This window comes from Vibrio sp. 1562, from assembly GCF_033340155.1.
GTDB classification, from domain to species: domain Bacteria; phylum Pseudomonadota; class Gammaproteobacteria; order Enterobacterales; family Vibrionaceae; genus Vibrio; species Vibrio alginolyticus.
In genome coordinates this window covers 114913-134219 of the sequence record NZ_JAWOVY010000004.1, presented here as the reverse complement: position 1 = coordinate 134219, position 19307 = coordinate 114913, and the positions used below count along the sequence as shown (strand labels likewise).

General features: G+C 44.4%; 18 protein-coding genes. 15 read left to right on the top strand and 3 right to left on the bottom strand.

What is annotated here, in order from left to right:
- Positions 1 to 113: 113 nt before the first annotated feature.
- On the bottom strand, positions 114 to 815 hold the full coding sequence (gene rsuA / locus R7Z49_RS05815) for a 16S rRNA pseudouridine(516) synthase RsuA (protein ID WP_053303189.1): 702 nt from the start codon (positions 813 to 815) through the stop codon (positions 114 to 116).
- 121 nt (positions 816 to 936) lie between these two features.
- Between rsuA and R7Z49_RS05810 the strand changes: the two genes are divergently transcribed.
- From R7Z49_RS05810 to rplY, 5 genes are all read left to right on the top strand, one after another.
- Positions 937 to 2688: a DEAD/DEAH box helicase gene (locus R7Z49_RS05810; RefSeq protein WP_054729964.1), complete on the top strand. Its 1752-nt coding sequence runs from the start codon at positions 937 to 939 to the stop codon at positions 2686 to 2688.
- A gap of 155 nt (positions 2689 to 2843) precedes the next feature.
- Positions 2844 to 3209 (top strand): PepSY domain-containing protein, encoded by a 366-nt coding sequence (locus R7Z49_RS05805; RefSeq protein WP_372081942.1) that lies wholly within the window; start codon positions 2844 to 2846, stop codon positions 3207 to 3209.
- 76 nt (positions 3210 to 3285) lie between these two features.
- Positions 3286 to 3945, top strand: coding sequence for a response regulator transcription factor (locus tag R7Z49_RS05800; protein ID WP_005378073.1), 660 nt, complete (start codon positions 3286 to 3288; stop codon positions 3943 to 3945).
- Positions 3935 to 5284, top strand: a complete 1350-nt coding sequence (locus R7Z49_RS05795; protein ID WP_318111448.1) for an ATP-binding protein — start codon at positions 3935 to 3937, stop codon at positions 5282 to 5284. Before R7Z49_RS05800 ends, R7Z49_RS05795 begins: the two co-directional genes overlap by 11 nt.
- Before the next feature lie 284 nt (positions 5285 to 5568).
- Positions 5569 to 5847, top strand: coding sequence for a 50S ribosomal protein L25 (gene rplY / locus R7Z49_RS05790; RefSeq protein ID WP_005378066.1), 279 nt, complete (start codon positions 5569 to 5571; stop codon positions 5845 to 5847).
- Positions 5848 to 5994: 147 nt separating this feature from the next.
- On the opposite strand, the gene R7Z49_RS05785 is transcribed toward rplY, so the two are convergent.
- Positions 5995 to 6510 carry a GNAT family N-acetyltransferase gene (locus tag R7Z49_RS05785; protein ID WP_017634886.1) on the bottom strand — a complete coding sequence of 172 codons (516 nt, stop codon included), beginning with the start codon at positions 6508 to 6510 and terminating at the stop codon, positions 5995 to 5997.
- A gap of 752 nt (positions 6511 to 7262) precedes the next feature.
- Between R7Z49_RS05785 and ushA the strand changes: the two genes are divergently transcribed.
- Both ushA and R7Z49_RS05775 read left to right on the top strand, forming a co-directional pair.
- The gene (gene ushA, locus R7Z49_RS05780; protein WP_017634888.1) at positions 7263 to 8951 is read left to right on the top strand and encodes a bifunctional UDP-sugar hydrolase/5'-nucleotidase UshA; all 1689 of its coding nucleotides are present in this window, start codon (positions 7263 to 7265) and stop codon (positions 8949 to 8951) included.
- 415 nt (positions 8952 to 9366) lie between these two features.
- Positions 9367 to 9588: a hypothetical protein gene (locus tag R7Z49_RS05775; protein ID WP_005386686.1), complete on the top strand. Its 222-nt coding sequence runs from the start codon at positions 9367 to 9369 to the stop codon at positions 9586 to 9588.
- 135 nt (positions 9589 to 9723) lie between these two features.
- Here R7Z49_RS05775 and R7Z49_RS05770 read toward each other — a convergent pair whose 3' ends face one another.
- Positions 9724 to 9972: a DUF1289 domain-containing protein gene (locus tag R7Z49_RS05770; RefSeq protein ID WP_005378062.1), complete on the bottom strand. Its 249-nt coding sequence runs from the start codon at positions 9970 to 9972 to the stop codon at positions 9724 to 9726.
- 184 nt (positions 9973 to 10156) lie between these two features.
- Here R7Z49_RS05770 and R7Z49_RS05765 point away from each other — a divergent pair, with 184 nt between their 5' ends.
- The 8 genes from R7Z49_RS05765 (at position 10157) to hcp (ending at position 19306) form a co-directional block, all read left to right on the top strand.
- Positions 10157 to 10603 (top strand): META domain-containing protein, encoded by a 447-nt coding sequence (locus tag R7Z49_RS05765; protein ID WP_054729959.1) that lies wholly within the window; start codon positions 10157 to 10159, stop codon positions 10601 to 10603.
- A 435-nt stretch (positions 10604 to 11038) separates the two neighbouring features.
- Positions 11039 to 12199 carry an ABC transporter substrate-binding protein gene (locus R7Z49_RS05760; protein ID WP_318111447.1) on the top strand — a complete coding sequence of 387 codons (1161 nt, stop codon included), beginning with the start codon at positions 11039 to 11041 and terminating at the stop codon, positions 12197 to 12199.
- Between the two features lie 9 nt (positions 12200 to 12208).
- Positions 12209 to 13918 carry an ABC transporter permease gene (locus R7Z49_RS05755; RefSeq protein ID WP_213986320.1) on the top strand — a complete coding sequence of 570 codons (1710 nt, stop codon included), beginning with the start codon at positions 12209 to 12211 and terminating at the stop codon, positions 13916 to 13918.
- Positions 13884 to 14531, top strand: a complete 648-nt coding sequence (locus tag R7Z49_RS05750) for an ATP-binding cassette domain-containing protein (protein WP_017634892.1) — start codon at positions 13884 to 13886, stop codon at positions 14529 to 14531. The genes R7Z49_RS05755 and R7Z49_RS05750 overlap by 35 nt, the downstream gene beginning before the upstream one ends.
- On the top strand, positions 14524 to 15135 hold the full coding sequence (locus tag R7Z49_RS05745; RefSeq protein ID WP_033905112.1) for a CDP-alcohol phosphatidyltransferase family protein: 612 nt from the start codon (positions 14524 to 14526) through the stop codon (positions 15133 to 15135). Before R7Z49_RS05750 ends, R7Z49_RS05745 begins: the two co-directional genes overlap by 8 nt.
- Before the next feature lie 123 nt (positions 15136 to 15258).
- Positions 15259 to 15738: a glycine zipper 2TM domain-containing protein gene (locus R7Z49_RS05740; RefSeq protein ID WP_005386695.1), complete on the top strand. Its 480-nt coding sequence runs from the start codon at positions 15259 to 15261 to the stop codon at positions 15736 to 15738.
- A 202-nt stretch (positions 15739 to 15940) separates the two neighbouring features.
- Entirely contained in the window at positions 15941 to 17470 is a 1530-nt protein-coding gene (norR, locus tag R7Z49_RS05735; protein ID WP_213986319.1) for a nitric oxide reductase transcriptional regulator NorR, read from the top strand.
- 174 nt (positions 17471 to 17644) lie between these two features.
- Positions 17645 to 19306, top strand: a complete 1662-nt coding sequence (gene hcp / locus R7Z49_RS05730) for a hydroxylamine reductase (RefSeq protein WP_064353815.1) — start codon at positions 17645 to 17647, stop codon at positions 19304 to 19306.
- Position 19307: the final 1 nt, after the last annotated feature.

The following is a 19307-nucleotide window of genomic DNA, read 5'->3' as shown; positions in this document are numbered from 1 at the left end:
TAAGCACACCGGAATTGTCTAGGCACTAATTTTGGTAGGAAAATTTATTTTGAGCCAATTTCTACCAAAAGACTAGTTCCTATTAGGAACTAAAGAATTTCCCATGCCGACAATTAATTCCAAATAGAATCAATTTCTTCTTGCGTGAGGTAGCGATAATCACCTGGTTCTAGTGCCTCATCAAGTTCGATAGAACCAATACGCTCACGATGTAAGTACTCAACTTTATTTCCTAACGCCGCGAACATACGTTTCACTTGGTGATACTTACCTTCCACGATAGTCAACAATACTTCATTCTCGGCCTCGTTCACGATTTCCAAACGAGCTGGCAATGTTGCGTCTGATTCATTGCGCAAAATGATGCCTTGTTCGAGCTTTTCCGCGTAATCTGGCTGAATAGCATCGACGAGCCAAACACGGTACGTTTTCTCACACTTATGCTTAGGTGAAGTAATACGGTGAGACCACTTACCATCATCCGTAATCAACACTAAACCAGTTGTGTCGACATCTAATCGGCCCGCAAAGTGAAGGTTTTCAATTTTAGGCTCATCAAGCAATGCGAATGCAGTTTGGTTGTAGCCATCTTCATGTGAACAAACAAAGTCAGCAGGCTTATACAACATAATGTAACGAGGGCCAGGAGCACCAATAACACGGTCTTCCCACATCACTTCCGCACCTTTAGGTACTTTAAATGCACCACTTTTTTGAACCTCACCGTCAACGGTGATGTCTCCACTTTTGATGATCTTTGTTGCCTGTTTGCGTGTTGCACCCAGAGCGTCACACAAATATTTATCTAAACGCATGAATACCTCATTGAATTATACCCAAGTGATCTCTAAATCTTGGTTTAAAGGTCACTTGGGTATAAAAGTCAGGTATTATAGCGTTCCTAGTTCGAATAGTTGAGCAATTTCACATATTTTCATGTACACACTTCGTCCTTATCAAGCCGACTCGGTTAAAGCCGTTATTCATTACTTTCGTAAACACTCGACACCAGCAGTGATCGTGCTGCCAACCGGTGCAGGAAAAAGCTTGGTGATCGCAGAACTTGCTCGCCTTGCGAAAGGACGAGTGTTAGTCCTCGCCCACGTAAAAGAACTGGTCGAGCAAAACCACGCAAAGTATGAAGGTTATGGTTTAAAAGGTTCTATCTTCTCAGCAGGATTGGGACGAAAAGAAACTGACCAGCAAGTCGTGTTTGCTTCGGTTCAATCGGTCGTACGTAACTTAGATTCGTTCAAAAACCAGTTTTCTCTGCTCGTTATTGATGAGTGCCATCGTGTGCCAGATGACAAAAACAGCAGCTACCAAAAAGTTATTACTCACTTACGAGAACTGAACCCTGGCATTAAGGTGCTGGGACTAACTGCAACGCCCTATCGTTTAGGAATGGGCTGGATTTATCAGTATCACACCCGAGGTCAAGTGCGAACCGAAGAGCCTCGATTCTTCCGCGATTGTATTTTCGAACTGCCGATCCGTTACTTGCTCGACGAAAACTTCCTCACTCCAGCCCGCATGATGGATGCGCCCGTTTTGTCTTACGACTTCTCTCAGCTGAAGCCCGCTAACACCGGACGCTACAAAGAAGCAGAAATGGACATGGTGATCGATAAAGCCAAACGTGCGACTCCACAAATTGTTGAGCAAATCATGCAATATGCGAAAGAGCGTCAAGGTGTCATGATCTTCGCTGCAACTGTTCGACACGCACAGGAGATACACAGTTTATTGCCAGAAGGCGAAACTGAAATCGTCATTGGTGATACACCTACGCCGGAGCGCGATGCGATCATCCAAGCGTTCAAGAATCGTCAAATAAAATACTTAGTCAATGTTTCGGTACTGACAACCGGGTTTGATGCGCCGCATGTCGATTTAATCGCGATTTTGCGACCAACAGAGTCAGTCAGTCTGTACCAACAGATAGTAGGACGAGGATTACGCTTATCAGACGGAAAATCAGAATGTTTAGTGCTTGATTACGCAGGCAACAGCTACGATTTATACCAACCTGAAGTCGGTGATCCCAAACCAGACTCTGACAGTGAAATTATCACGATTCCTTGCCCGGCTTGCGGATTCAATAACAACTTCTGGGGTAAGTTGGATAGTAACGGTTTCTTGGTTGAACATTTTGGCAGACGTTGCCAAGGTTACTTTGAAGATGAAGACACAGGCGAACGTGAACACTGTGGCTACCGTTTTCGTGCCAAATACTGCGGTGAATGTGGTGCGGACAACGATATCGCTGCACGAATTTGTCATGAGTGTGATGCGACGCTCGTAGACCCAGATAAAAAGCTAAAAGAAGCCCTTAATCTCAAAGATGCATTAATCTTTGAATGCACAGAAATGGACCTATCTGTATTTAAGTCCAGTGATGGTAAATCTCAGCTAAAGGTGACGTATTCTGGTGAACCATACCAAGGCGAAGGCAATGCGTTAGTTCATGAGTTTTGGACATTGAGTACCAAAAAACAAAAACAAACGTTTAAAGATCAGTTCGTACGCCCCCACTTAGCAGACAAGCATCGTCCTTTTGAAGAGGCTTCACCGACACGCGTTGTCGCTAATCAACATCGTTTCCGTTTGCCTCAGTTTGTTATTGCTAGAAAATCTGGTCGCTTTTGGAAGCTGCGAGATAAAATTTTTGAAGATGAGTTGAAATAACATCCACAACACATGGCAAAACTTAATTAGCTGATTCACTCTCTGTTCATCTATATCCGATATACTGCGGCTAACGCTCCAGAAAAGGTTTGACTATGTATAAAGCAACGACTTCTCTACATTCTGCGTTACTTTTCGGCCTTATCACGACATTCATGTGTGCACCAAGTTTTGCCAAGCATGGCAACGAGCACACATCACAAAATGGCCACGCCATCGTGCAAGATGTCGAAAAGCCAGGAACACGCATCGAATTCGATGAAGATCAAGATGAGGTCTATCGCGCGGTTCAACAAGGATATATACGACCATTTTCGGAACTTTACGCCACAGTAGAAAACGACCTATACGGCCGCATCATCAAGGTCGAGCTTGAAGAAGATGATGATGCTTGGGTGTATGAATTGAAAATTCTGTACAACAATAGCGTCCTGAAAGTTGAGTACGACGCCGCCACGCTGGAAATGCTTGAGATCAAAGGTCGCAGCTTTAACAAAGCGTTAAAGCCGCAAAACAACTAAACTTGTCTAATGCGTAATCCAGACACGATGCGTAGCTTACTTCGATAAAAATCCAAACATAATAAGAATCATCAATATGAAAATACTTGTTGTTGAAGATGATCCTCGTTTAGGCGAGCAAATCATCGAAACATTAGAAAGTACCGGCTGGGTACCAGAATTGTCCCAAGATGGCATAGACGCTCTGTATCGCGCGACTTCGGAAGAATGGGACGCCATTGTTCTCGACCTCGGCTTGCCAAAACTGGATGGTCTTACCGTCCTAAAAGGCATCAGAGATGAAAACATTAATACTCCTGTCGTGATTTTAAGCGCTCGCGACACCCTAACGCAGCGAGTTGAAGGCTTAAACGCAGGTGCAGACGATTACCTAACTAAGCCGTTTGAAATGGTTGAGCTTATCGCTCGTATTCGCGCACAACTGCGAAGAGCATCAGGTAACGCCTCTCCTGTGATGCAAATTGGCGACTTGAGCTTGGATACGCGCACTTCTAAAGTCATGTGGCAAGGGCAAGCGGTAAGCTTGACGGCGCTAGAGTATAAAGTGGTCGCTTACTTTATGCATAACCCGGAAAAAGTGATTTCTCGAACCGAACTCGTCGAGCACATTTACAAACAAGACTTTGATCGTGACTCCAACACAATCGAAGTTTTTATCGGCCGAATTCGCAAAAAAATCGCACCAAAGATCATCAAAACTGTCCGAGGGTTGGGATACCAATTAAATGCCGAATAGAAACAGGCTACCGTTGAACGCAATAAAACGACTGAGTATCAAAAGTCGCCTCGTTTTAGCGGCGATCGTTTGGTTAACGGCAATGATCCTCGCCGCTGGTGTGACGATACCGACGCAGGTCTACAACTATATGGTTGATGACACTCGCTCACAGCTCAGCATTTTTATGGATGAAGTCGCAGCACAGTTAGAAGTCGATAACACCGGGCATCTTTCACTCGCAGCTCAGCTATCAGACCCTCGATTTAACCGACCTTACAGTGGTTTGTATTGGAGTGCCTCTACAGAGGCAAGCCTCGAACGTTCTCGTTCTTTGTGGGACAAAAAAATCGAACACAAAGGTTTGGATAAAGATGCGTATGGAGCAAGAGGCGAAAAACTAATTACGCTAGAAAAAGCGCTGTATCTTCCTGATTACGATGGTCCTATTCACATTATTATTGGTATTGACGAAGAACCCATTAAAAATACCCTTCAAACGTTAATCGGCCAACTTTGGCTTATTTTGGGTTTATTATTCGCGGGCGTGCTTACCGTCATTTTACTGCAAATTGCTTGGTCATTGAGTCCGCTTACAAAGCTACAAAAAGAATTAGCCGAGCTGAAGTCTGGTAATAAAAAGAGTCTAGAAGAAACCTACCCAAAAGAGATTTCTCCTCTAATCTTCGACCTCAACGCTCTGCTGTTCCATTACCAAGAATTACTAGAGAGAGCTCGCAATCATGCAGGTAACCTATCTCATGCACTTAAAACGCCACTTTCTGTTCTAAAAAATGAAGTTCAGACGTTAGAACCTGAGGCACAATCCCGTCTCCGAGCTCCAATCAATCAAATACAAGACCATATCGATTACCATTTGGGTCGTGCCCGTATGGCCGGATCGATGAACATATTATCAGTGAAGTCGAACCCAGCAGATCGTGTGGATGCTATCTCAATGGCGTTTGATAAAGTGTATGCGAGCCGAAGCATTACCTTAATTAATGAACTTGATTCAGAGCTGAATGTAGCAGTAGAGCAGACCGATCTCGATGAAATGCTAGGTAACTTGCTAGAAAATGGCTATAAGTGGGCCAACAGCATGATTCGTGTGCACTCCTCTCAGGATAAGGAAAATATACACATCATTATTGAAGATGATGGGCCAGGCATCCCTAAAGAGAAACTGAGTCAAGTAATCAAGAGAGGAGTTAGATTGGATGAAACAACCCCTGGCTCAGGTCTTGGTCTAAACATAGTCAGTGAAATGGCACACAGTTACCGAGGTCAATTAACATTGGATACAAGCGCTTTAGGTGGATTAAAAGCATCTTTAGTCTTACATCTCAGCCGAACATAAAGCATATAACACATAAACTTTGTTTTTCGGACCATGATCAGTAAACCGATGAAAATGAAGTCGATGTGAACAAAATCCAAGCAAAGCGTTAAAAGGGATAGCCTTCCACCCCGCTAAATCATACCTTTTTGTTGATTTGGATACGATTTGGGTTGCCCATTTATAAGTGGAATGATAGTATCCGCGCTCGCTTGAACAGTTCCTGTTTCAAGCTTTACCACGAACAACAAGGTCGCATTGTTGATTGTGAACATTTGATTTTTACTAATTTGAGAGTAAATACTATGAAATTCGAAGCAGTAGTACGTACTGAACTAGGTAAAGGTGCGAGCCGCCGCCTACGTCACGCTGGCAAATTCCCTGCAGTTGTATACGGCGGTGAAGAAGCAGCAGTAGCTATCGTTCTTAACCACGACGACATCGTAAACCAAATGGACAAGCCTGAATTCTACGAAGGCATCGTTCTAGTTATCGATGGCAAAGAAGTTAAAGTTAAGCCACAAGACGTTCAACGTCACGCGTTCAAGCCAAAAGTTGAACACATGGACTTCATCCGTATCTAATTCCCTACCAAGGAATTAATCGGATTAAATCCAAACCTTTTGCATAAAAGATAATCGGACTTACCAACCGAGACATCTAAAAAATTTCAAAACCCCGGAGTCTTACCACCTCCGGGGTTTTACTATATTTGGCATATAGCATTTTATTTATGAGCGGGCAATATACTTCACTAAAGTGAGATCGGTCAGCGTCATACTCTCAATCACTTCCGACTCTTCCTCTCCAGTACGCACAAAACCACACTTCTTGTAAAAGTTAAGCCCCTGTTGATTAGTATCCAGTGCTTTCAAACTGATCTGCATAACTGACGTAGAGAGCAAACGTGTCTCTAACTCATCTAACAGTGCACTTCCTGCTCCTTGCCCATAATGTAGCGGCGTAACGTAGCAACATGTCACTAATGCCGTTTTATCTTCGCTGGTGTGGTTAGGTAACTCGTAACTTAAAAAGCCAACAATTTCTCCTTGCCTCTCAACTACGATCAATTGGGCCAGTTGCTCCGTCATCACTCGCGCCCACATCCTTTCTCGACGCTCAATCGTAAACTGCTCTATGTAGCTCTTTGGCATTAATCCTTTATACGCCACCTGCCAAGAATCAACGTGTATCTTGGCAATTTGGGCTGCTTCCTTTTTGAGTGCGTCCCTTACTGTGTATCTCATAAGCATCCTTTATTAGCGTTCACCACTTACAAATTCTTTTAACCCTACCCTTTAAACCAAAGCTCAAAGATAACAGCTATAGTCGCAACGCTTTACATTAATCCATTTCATTTGCATTAATTAAATGATAGTTCACATCATAATATTCGAAGAAGAACGAACCATTATTTACTTTTCATTTTGACTCATTAGGTTGAATCTATTTGTTTAAATATTCGAGTGTCAAATGCGGAATAAGCACGATAAGGTATCGGATGAGGATAAATAAACGATGCTTAAAGCATAAGGTTTCTAAACGATCGCAATTATAGTAAAGAGATAAATACAATTTTTGATAGAGTTTGGCAGAATAAAGCCATGATCAAATGAGTTTAAGCTCTGTGCTGTTCATTATGCATACAAACCGCCACCCCTCATCATCAGAGCGAAAATTTATAACGATTTGTGTCATACCTATTAGGAAAAACATAAACTTGGCAAAATAATCACCAAAATCAGCGTAATACTTCGCAAAAATGCGCATTGATTCACACAAACAACACACATTCAATTAACTACCTCACAAAAAATAGAGCTAGCGATATAAAATAAATACTAAATACCAATTCTGTTTATTTATAGACGTAGTTTGCAGGCTTATTAATTCATTTCTCCGATAGAAGTATAAATAAGAGATAGATCACTAAAGTTTCACATTAATTCCGTATATTTCACGCCGTAACAATAACAAAATCACAAAGAAAGGATCCCTTATGAAGTTTTCCAAATCTCTTTTGGTAGTGGCAGTAGGCGCTGCGCTAGCAGGATGCGGCTCAGACAGCGACAATTCTCCAGTAACCTGCGAGACTGCAGATTCTTGTACTAAGTTCACCGTTCTCCACACTAACGATAACCATGGTCGCTTTTGGCATAACAGCGACGGCGAATACGGCATGGCTGCGCGTCACACTTTAATCGAATCTATCCGCGCAGAAGTCGAAGCAAAAGGCGGTGAAACCATTCTGCTATCTGGCGGTGATATTAATACCGGTGTACCAGAATCAGACATGCAAGATGCGGTTCCAGACTTCGTAGGGATGAACCTACTTGGTTACGATGCAATGGCTGTCGGTAACCACGAATTTGATAACTCACTAGATATTCTCGATATGCAAGCCGAGCTAGCTGACTTCCCTATGCTGGCTGCGAATATCTATAAAAAAGATACAAACGAGCGTTACTTCGACCCTTACAAAGTATTTACTATCAACGGCCTTAAGATCGCTGTTATTGGTCTAACAACGCAAGACACTGCGAAGCTAGTCAATCCAGACAACGTATCAAACATCCACTTCGAAGACCCTCAAGTAGAAATCAAAAAGGTACTGAAAGAAATCGAAGAGAACGAAAAGGTAGACCTAGTATTTGCAACGACGCACATGGGTCACTACGAAGATGGCAAAAACGGTAGTGAAGCACCAGGTGACGTTAAACTCGCTCGCTCTCTTGAAGAAGGACAGCTAAACGCTATCATCGGTGGTCACTCACAAAACCCTGTATGTATGGAACCAGGTACCAATGAGTATGCTGATTTCAAACCTGGGGATGATTGTGCCCCAGACCAACAAAAAGGCACTTGGATTATGCAAGCGCATGAGTGGGGTAAATATGTGGGTCGTGCAGACTTCGAATACTACGACGGCAAGCTTCACTTAGCGAATTACGCACTGATTCCTGTAAACCTTCTAGACGAAAACGATGAAGTTATCGGTGAACGAATTCAACAAGATGCAACGGTAAAAGCGTTACTACTGCCATACCAACAACAAGGTCAAGAGTTATTAGATGAGAAGATTTCTAATACGACGGGTAAGTTAGAAGGTGATCGTAACGTAGTTCGCTCTCAACAAACTAACCTAGGTCACCTACTCGGCGAGGCATACCGTACTTACAAAACGGTAAATGCTGACTTTGGTGTGATGAACTCTGGCGGCGTGCGTGATTCAATCCAAGATGGTGATATCACTTACCGTGACGTACTAACGGTTCAGCCATTTGGTAACTTCGTGACTAAAGCAACTATGACAGGTAAAGAAGTTAAAGAATACTTAGATGTGGTTGCGACGAAATCTGCAGGCTCTGGTGCTTACGCTCAACTAGATAACATCACTTTAGATGTAAATTGTGATGCTGGCTCAGTAACCATTACCGATATTAACAATAAAGGCTTCGATCTAGACGCAACGTACACATTCTCTGTAATCAGCTTCAGTGCTGCTGGTGGCGATAACTATCCAATCATCGATGTTCAATCTACACAGCTAACCGATGCATACGTTTTGCGCGAGTTCTTCGTAAACAACCCACAAATCTCTGCGGATAACTACAACAAGAACTTAGAGAACATCAAGTACTTCAGTAATGGCCAACCAGTAAAAGGCTGTCCTGCATCTGGTAGCTAATACTCAACACCTTACCCCTGGCACTAAGAGCTTTTACAAGCAATTTCGTCAGGGCTTTCCTCAAAACCGAAGCTTTGTGCTTCGGTTTTTTATTTTCGATAAATTACTGAAAACTCTCCACCTTCACAATATGTTCAAAAATTGTTCATTTGTGTTATTGACGCCCCTGTGTTGGGCTTCTATGTTTGATAAGGTCTTTTAAATATGCAGGTTCATCGGCTAAATTTCGCGAAACATTTTTAATCGCATAGTCAATGATTCTGAGAAAGATGTGAATGGCGTTACAAACACTGCTCTCAAACAATTTGTCTTTGGACTTCAAACGATGGTGATGTGCCTCCACGCGCACACTAATGAGCAGCGATCTGGACGTCAATGTGTTCAAACTGCTGCCATCGAGTTCTGGAGGTCAAAAATGAAACGAGCCAGCAATAGCTACAGACTCCAAATGATCAAAGAAGTAGTTACCCGTAGAGAGCGTGAAGCTTGTACGGATCCTATGGCGAGATACATTCATCAACTCATGGATGAACGCCCAACAAGTAAATTAGATGTTGAATTCAATCATCGATTTTCAGGAAATCACTTCGACGAACAAGCGGGAGGCTGGGTTAGCGACCGTTGGTCGATGAAATAACGCCAATTACCGCTTTATAGGGAAAATGGATAGGAGATTCCCGGTTCTTTAAGGACACCTTGCCGGACCGGGAATATGTAAAAGCCTAATCAGAACCGAAAGCGAAGGCGTAACCCCACAGACTGAACAAGAGTTCTAGAATAAGTCTTGTTGAGGCGATGACTCATCTTGAAGCTGTTCTGGCTTCGTCTTCCCTGCCAACATCTTTCTTCTGTACCTTTGACGACACAACTTAATAACGTGCAACTGCTGAGCGGGGGTTAAGTTAAGCCAATTAAACCTTTCCTCTCTCTTTCTCATACACCCCTTGCAATACCCTTTTTCATCGGAGGTACATACTCCAACACAAGGGCTTGGGACAGTAAAAAACTCCAGTTGCTCCATACTAAAACCGCTCTTTCCATATTAGGGCGTATTGGCCTAGTTTAAATAATGAGAAGATTAGTCAGCAACAAAACCTGCTATATACTTCGTTATGTCAAAAACATACGAAACCATAACCTTATGCTGACAAAAACAGTGTTTTATTACTTATACTTACCGCGTTTATAAAAACGGAGTCTATAAAATGAAGCTTAGCCTAAAAACGTTAGTTACAGCAATCTCTCTCCCTGTTCTTATGACTGCTTGTGCTAGCAACGGTGATAATGTGAAAGAAATAACGGCTCAAGATTTGCAGCACCACAACTGGGAACTTGTTCAAGTTGATGGCAAAAATATCGTTCTAGACGAACACCAAAAAGCGGCTCGCCTAGAAATCGGTGAAAATCTAACCGCAAACGGCAACGCAGGTTGTAACAACTTCTTCGGTCAAGCCGAGCTGAAAAACAACCAACTACGCATCGAAAAAATGGGCATGACCATGAAGATGTGTATGGAAGATCAAATGAAGGTCGAAAACGCAATGACACAAACACTATCTAACTGGAGCGATATCACGCTAACTAAAGATGGTCTTGTTCTGAAAAGTGCCGATCACGAATTGACGTTTACACTACGTGACTGGGTAAACTAATCCCAACTAAGTAAACCAGATAGTATCTTAAAGCAGCCAAACGGCTGCTTTTTTTATATCGATGAATCGTTAGTCATGCATGCTAAAGTCATTTAAATGGCCAACTTTCTTTCTCTTTTCGCCCTCAATTCCATGCTTTAGACATCAATTTTGCTCTGTAAAACAACCTATTCATATCTCTGGGGACAATAATTTTCAATTACTTGAAAGAATATCCTCAAACAAACGGTCCGCTCCTAAAATGACACCAAATTTGTCCTTTCTTCGTTTTGCTTCACATTGAGAGTAATTCTTTGAATCAATGAGTGATTCCGTTTGGGATTGGCATTGATAATAGAGAGAGATGAATTACTATCCTTGTAACAGAGCGGAACGACTTGCGAAAACGTCAATAGAAACGAAAGCAAGAACCAAAAGACATAACACGGAATAGATATGAAAAAGCTACTCAGCAGCATTGGCATTTTAGCCACGACTTTTGCGACACCTTCTTTTGCCGATTCATCAGTGAATAGCGAATGGCAAAAAATCGAACAGCAAGCCGACGGGCAATCCGTCTACTTTCATGCTTGGGGCGGGAGCCAAGAAATTAATCGCTACATACAGTGGGCGAGTAGAGAGCTAAAATCACGTTATAACGTGACGCTAAACCACGTTAAAGTAACTGATATTTCTGAGACCACTACTCGACTTATTGCAGAAAAAGCGGCAGGCAAAAACAGCGGTGGTAGTGTTGATATGGTTTGGATCAATGGCGAAAACTTCAAATCAATGAAGGATAACCAATTGCTATTTGGTCCTTTTGTCGAAGGTTTGCCAAGCTGGCAATATGTGGATAAATCTCTACCAATTGATGTGGACTTCTCCGAGCCAACAGAAGGTCTAGAAGCACCTTGGGGAGTAGGACAATTAGTGTTTATCCATGACGAGCAAACCCTCCATAACCCTCCAAAATCATTCTCAGAAATGCTGAGCTATGCAAAAGCGTTCCCGAATCGCCTGACTTACCCTCGACCACCAGAGTTTCATGGCACAAGCTTTATCAAAGCATTACTCATTGAACTGTCTAACAACACCCCTGAGCTGCAACAACCAGTTACCGATGACACGTTTGAACAAGTCACTCAACCGCTGTGGTCTTATCTAGATGAGTTCCATAAAGTCGCTTGGCGCGGTGGTAAGCAGTTTCCAGGCGGTACAGCAGAAACCCTTCAGCTACTAGATGATGGTCAGACTGACCTGGCGATTACCTTTAACCCGAACGCGGTTTTCTCTGCGCAGTCGAGCGGTAATCTTGCAGAGAGCACCAAAGCGTACGCAATGGACGCAGGAGCACTCTCAAATATCCACTTTTTAGCGATTCCTTGGAACGCAAATGCCAGTGCTGGTGCACAAGTTGCGATAAACTTTTTATTGAGCCCTGAAGCACAGTCTCGCAAAGGTAACCTAAACATCTGGGGCGACCCTTCGGTACTAAGCAACCAATACCTAACTGGTTCGGCCAAAAACACTCAACAATTCAAATCTATCGCTGAGCCACATCCAAGTTGGCAAGCGGCGTTGGAAAAAGAATGGTTGAAACGCTACGGGAATTAGTAAGAATCCATGTTAAGAGCGCTGTATTTAGTCATTATCGCAGTTTGTATTTTGCCTACCATTCCGGGACTACTTGGAGTGGTGGTCTCTGCGCTCGGTTATGTACCTCCTATCGGTCTACACCACTTTTCTTTTGATGGCTTCAATGCCGTCTTTGATTGGGAAGGTGTTTGGACATCCATCGGGCTTACTTTCTACTCCGCCATTTTCAGTAGCTACTTGGCTTGCTTCATCGCATTTGCAATTCTACAAGCCTCTTGGGGCAGTAAGTTTTGGCGAAAAATTGAAGTTAGCCTTTCCCCACTTCTCGCGATGCCGCACGTCGCGTTTGCAATTGGCTTTGCGTTCTTGTTTGCCCCAACTGGTATGGGCGTTCGTGTTCTCAACCAACTGTTTGGTTACGACCCGAATGCACAAACGGTGAATGACTTAGCATTGCTGATTAAGGACCCACATGCACTCGGTTTGGTCATCATGCTTGCGATTAAAGAAGTGCCGTTTTTATTGTTGATGAGTATTCCGATCCTTCAGCAATTGAAAGTCGATAAGGTTGAAAAAGTCAGTCACTCGATGGGCTACAGTTCCGCGCAAGCGTGGTGGAAATGCGTATTTCCGCAATGGTTAGCAAAACTTCGTTTCCCAATGCTGGCGGTATTGGCTTACAGTTTGTCCGTTGTCGATGTCGCCCTGATTATTGGCCCTACCAACCCACCCACGTTTGCGGTTTTGGTATGGCAATGGTTTAACGATCCAGATTTATCGCTCCTACCAAGAGCGGCCGCTGGCGCAGTAATACTGTTTGCGTTCGCAAGCCTTTTGATTGGATTTGCACGCTTAATGGAATGGTGTATTACCAAAGGGTTCAAACGCTGGCAGTACTCTGGTCGAAACGGGTTTCGTTTACCCGGTAAAACCCTATTTTCACTGGTCGCGCTACTTGCACTTCTAATGATTCCACTCATGGTGCTGTGGAGCTTTGCCCAACGTTGGCGCTTTCCAGATTTGCTCCCAAGCCGTTACAGCCTGCGTTTTTGGGAATACGAATGGCACAGTATTCTAGGGACTCTAGAACAAAGTATGTCAATCGCCCTAATCAGCGCGACTGTCGCGCTAGTTCTTGCTTTAATAGCACATGAGTATCGTCTCCGTTATCGCTGGCAGGTGCCCGGTTACATCATCGCCATCCCAATGCTGATTCCTCAGCTATCCGTGCTATTCGGTATGCAAGTAGTGACGCTGTACTTAAACAGTAATGCGTATTTCTTTTGGGTATGTTGGGCGCATGTATTCTTTGCGTTCCCATTTATTTACCTCTCGCTAGACGGTCCGTGGCGCAGCTTCGATAACGGCTTAACTCGCGTCGCACTCAGCTTGGGTAAATCACCGATGCAAGCTTGGTTAAAAGTGAAACTGCCAATCCTCCTGCCTGCAATTGCATTCGCGTGGGCTGTCGGTATTAGTGTCAGCCTGGCGCAATACCTACCAACATTGGTGCTAGGGGCTGGGCGCATTAGCACCATCACAACCGAAGCCGTTGCACTATCCAGTGGTTTTGACCGACGTGTCACCGCTATTTACGCCATTTGGCAAGCTCTGCTGCCATTCTTGTTCTTTTCTTTTGCGATACTGCTTAGCCACTTGCACAGGAAGTATCGCCGCTTGTCTATAAAAGGTTTACTACTGAATGAGTCTTTGTCTCGAAAACCTCGCCATCCGTAAAACCAATGGCGACGCGCTTTTTTCAGCGTTCAACATGACCGTAGAAAAAGGTGAAATCGTTACCCTGATGGGGCCTAGCGGTTGTGGTAAATCCACTTTGTTGGATGCCATTGCCGGGCACCTATCCGCCGAGTTCAACTACTCTGGATCCATTACGCTTGATAACGAAAAGTTGGATGCCCTCCCTGCCCATAAGCGTCAGGTCGGTATTCTATTCCAAGAAGATTTGCTCTTCCCTCATTTAACGGTGTGGGAGAACCTTGCCTTCGCGCTACCAAACTCAATCAAAGGTGAAGAGCGTAAAGCTCACGCTATGCAAGCACTGAAGAACATTTCATTGACCAAACTAGCAGAGTCCTTTCCTGACCAAATTTCGGGAGGGCAACGTGCCCGTATCTCATTGACTCGTATGCTGCTAGCAAAGCCGAAAGTTGCGCTACTTGATGAGCCCTATAGCAAGCTGGATAAAGACCTGCGCGTGCAATTTCGCAATTGGGTGCTCGAACAATTGCAGCAAGCGAACATCCCTACTTTGATGGTAACGCACGATGAAGACGATATTCCTGATGGCAGCCGCTGCCTAAACTGGCCGTGGGAGAAAAATCATGCTTGATAGCCTGAGTATAAAGCTCATCCGCAAACCGCTGGCACTCAGTGCGACATATCTCGATAAATGTGGTATCACTGCAAATCAGACGACAGTATTTGGTTTTGTGCTTGGCTGTTTTGCCCTGCCTGCTTTGATCGCCGAACAGTACTTGTTGGCGTTGCTGTTTATTTTGCTGAACAGAATCTGTGATGGGTTAGACGGTGCACTGGCAAGGATTCAAGGCATTACCGATGCGGGTGGTTTTCTTGATATCAGCTTAGATTTTTTGTTCTATTCGTTGATTCCTTTTGGCTTTGTGCTTGCCAACCCAGAGCACAATGCCGTTGCAGGCGCATTTTTGATTTTTTCCTTCATCGGCACTGGTAGTAGCTTTTTAGCTTTTGCCATCATGGCAGGAAAACAAGGCATCGATAATCCGGTATATAAAAACAAATCGCTTTACTACATGAGCGGCTTAACCGAAGGTACAGAAACCATTGGCTGTTTGGTTTTATTTTGTTTGCTACCGCAACACTTTGCCGTCATAGCATATATCTTTGGCGCGGCATGCTGGTTTACCACTTTTACACGTATTTATTCAGGGTTTCATACGCTTAACGATCATTAATACTGCTTAGACAATCGCGTTTCCTTAAGGGACAGGCCGCTAAGCCACTGTTTTATAAAGCACCAAAACGCAGGTTAAATTGGGGTATATACTCTTTGAATGAAGAAACCATTCGGAGGCTATATGAAAAAACAGATCAATTTAGGCATGTTGCTCACCATTACTTGTGCGCTCGTGCTTGGCGGCTGTAGCTCACCTAACCCGTACGGAGATGCATACGGCTCATCCGACACTCGCAAAGTTCAGCAGGTTTACTACGGCACAGTAGAAAAAGTAGAACCCGTAACCATTGATGCCTCTACCCAATCCAATGCCATTGGCACCATCGCTGGTGCTGCCGTGGGCGGGATCTTAGGCTCAAAAGTTGGGGGCGGTTCTGGCTCGGATATCGCTGCCATTGGTGGTGGTCTATTGGGTGGCTATGCAGGCAGCAAAGCGGCTGAAGCAACCGCGAAAAGAAATGGCGTGAATCTGACCATTCGTTTAGAGGACGGAAAGATTATCTCTATTGTTCAAGAAGCAAATCCAAACATGATTTTCCAACCAGGCCAAGCGGTCCAAATCAATGTTTCTGGTAATGACGCCAGAGTCGTTCCTCGTTAATTCGGACGAACCAAACCTTTGGCCTGCTTTAATTCAAACACCTAACCCGCGCAAGCTTACATCACTGGCTTGTTAACTTGCGCGTTTCTTTTCGTATCAAACTTGATCGTCGTCAATGGAACATCAATCTCCCATACCTTTCGATGTTCAAATGACATCAAGTTGCTAGCATGAGCCCATTCCAGATAACTTTGGGCTTGTTATGACACCGACTGTTGACCACGTACTCCTTAATATCGCGCTAAACCTCAGCTCTAATCGCTCTCATGAGCAGCAATATCAAAACCTCATTGATGGGGTCGCGCAAGTATTCCCATGTGATGCGAGCTGCCTGTTTATCTTCGATGAGGATGGGTTTCTAACTCCTGTCGCGGTAAAAGGCTTATCCAGCTCGGTCTTAGGTCGTCGCTATTTCCCCAAAGCGCACCCTCGCTTAGATGCCATTATTCATAGCCGTGAACCGGTGCGTTTCGATGCCGATTGTTCACTGCCGGATCCTTTCGACGGCACACTATTAACTGAAGACCAATGCATTGATGTTCACGATTGCATGGGCTTTAGCTTGTATGTCGAAGGCCAACTTGTTGGCGCACTAACGATGGATGCACTAACGGTGGGCGCGTTTGATGGCATCGATCCTGTCGCTATCGAAACCTTTGCGGCTTTGACCGCTGCGACATTGCGTAACATTGCTCAGTTAAAAGCGCTCAAAGCGCAAAACCAGAAGCAAAAAAGCGTCACTCAAACCCTTATCCAGCAAGCCCGTTCTCAACATGGCGAAATGGTGGGTTTGAGTCCACAGGTCAACCAGTTACGAAACAACATTGCGACTGTTGCTCAATCAGATTACGCAGTACTTATCACAGGAGAGACCGGTACTGGTAAAGAACTGGTCGCGCACTCGGTACACGCGCAATCTCATCGTAGCGATAAGCCGATGATTTACGTCAACTGTGCGGCCCTGCCTGAAGGTCTGGCTGAGAGTGAACTGTTTGGCCATGTCAAAGGCGCATTTACAGGTGCTAATAGCCACCGTGCCGGTAAGTTTGAACTGGCAGACGGTGGAACGATTTTCCTTGATGAAGTGGGCGAACTGCCTATGATTTTGCAAGCAAAATTGCTGCGCGTAATTCAGCAAGGCGAGCTGCAACGTGTGGGTAGCGATCAGCATTTGATGGTCAATGTGCGCATCATCGCCGCGACCAATCGACAATTAGAAAAAGAGGTCGAAGCTGGCACGTTTCGAGCAGACCTTTTCCACCGTTTAAACGTATTCCCAATCCAAGTTCCCCCACTTCGTGCCCGTGACGGTGATATTCCCGTTTTAGCCGGATATCTGTTAGAAAAGGTACGCCAACAATTTAATGCGTCCAATCTTCACGTTCACCCTAAAGTGTTGACTCAACTGGAGTCTTTACCTTGGTACGGAAACGTACGCGAGCTCGAACACACTTTAACTCGCGCGGCTTTACACGCCATTCAACAAGGTGCAAGCACGATCATGCTTAACCATTTTGACACCTCATTGGCTCTCGGTGATGTAAAAAACACATCGCATTATTTACCCAAAGAAAGCCAACCAATGCGAGAACTGATAGAAAGCTATCAACGTGATTTAATTGAACATGCTTTAAGCCAAACTGGTGGCGTTTGGGCAAAAGCAGCGGAGTTTTTGCAAATGGATCGCGGGAACTTATATCGGATGGGTAAAAAGCTCGGGATCAATAAATAACCAACCACAAGAAGCCGATGTAATTAAGACATCACCCCCGTTGTCTTAATTACATCAATCATTCACCTAAAAACAATAAAATCCTATATAAATCAACAAAATAAAAATTGGCACACATTCTGCTCTCTAGCGGTCAACATCACGACTATTAAAACAATCACTGGAGAACCCAATATGTTCTGTATTCAATGTGAACAGACAATTCAAACCCCTGCTGTTAAAGGTTGTTCTTTTGCACAAGGTATGTGTGGTAAAACTTCTGAAGTATCTGACCTGCAAGACGTGTTGGTTTACACACTGCAAGGGGTTTCTTTTTGGGCATCAAAAGCACTTGAATTCAACATCATTAACGATGAAATCAACCAATGGGCACCAAAAGCATTTTTCTCTACATTGACGAACGTAAACTTTGACCCTGAACGTGTCCTAGAGCTAACTTCTCAAGCAGCAACGTACAAAGCATTGCTAAAAGAGCAAGTGATATCGGCAGCAACGCTTGCTGATACCGAAGTTGCAGACATCCCTGTTGTTGCTCACTTTGAGCTACCAAATAGCGCAGAAGCGATCTTAGCTTTTGCTCCTCAAGTTGCCGTTAACCGTGGTAAAGACCAAGTACATGAAGATGTGATTGGCCTGCGTCTACTTTGCCTATACGGCCTTAAAGGTGCAGCCGCGTACATGGAGCACGCACGTGTTCTTGAGCAAACCAACAACGATATCTATGCCGAATACCATGAAATCATGGCGTGGTTGGGCACAGACCCTGAAGATCTCGGCGAACTACTTGATTGCTCAATGCGCATCGGCCTGATGAACTACAAAGTGATGGAAATGCTCGACCAAGGTGAAACAATGACCTTCGGCCATCCAGAACCAACCACGGTGAACGTCAAGCCAGTAAAAGGTAAATGTATTCTTGTTTCTGGCCATGATTTGCATGACCTAGAAAAAATCCTGCAACAGACCGAAGGCAAAGGCATTAACGTTTACACCAATGGTGAAATGCTGCCTGCACACGGCTACCCTGAGCTGAAGAAATACTCTCACCTTGTCGGTAACTACGGCAGCGCATGGCAAAACCAGCAGAAAGAATTCGCCAACTTCCCTGGTGCAATCGTAATGACGTCAAACTGCTTGTTGAATCCAAATGTGGGTCAATACGCAGACCGTTTATTCACTCGTAGTATTGTTGGCTGGCCTGGTGTGGCTCACATCGAAGGCGATGATTTTAGCCAAGTGATTGAATGTGCTCTAGCGCAAGACGGTTTCCAACACGATGAAATCGAACACCACATCACGGTTGGTTTTGGTCGCAATGCACTGATGAACGCCGCCCCTGCGGTTATCGACCAAGTGAAGCAAGGCAACATCAAACACTTCTTCCTAGTCGGCGGTTGTGATGGTGATAAAGCGGAACGCAGCTACTACACCGATTTTACGGCTGAAGCGCCAGAAAACACGCTAATCCTGACCTTGGCGTGTGGTAAGTTCCGCTTCAACAAGAATACGTTCGGAGATATCAACGGCATCCCTCGCCTATTGGATGTGGGCCAATGTAACGATGCTTACTCTGCAATCCAGCTTGCACTTGCACTGGCGAAAGAGTTTGACTGTGACATCAATGAACTGCCACTCACGCTTGTGCTTTCTTGGTTCGAGCAAAAAGCGATCGTTATCTTGCTTACGCTATTTGCATTGGGCGTGAAAGGCATTTACACAGGCCCTACTGCACCAGCATTCCTAACGCCAAACCTAATCGCCATCATCCAAGAGAAGTTCGATATGCGCAGTATTGGCAATGTTCAGGATGATCTAAAAGCCATCCTAGCAGCCTAAT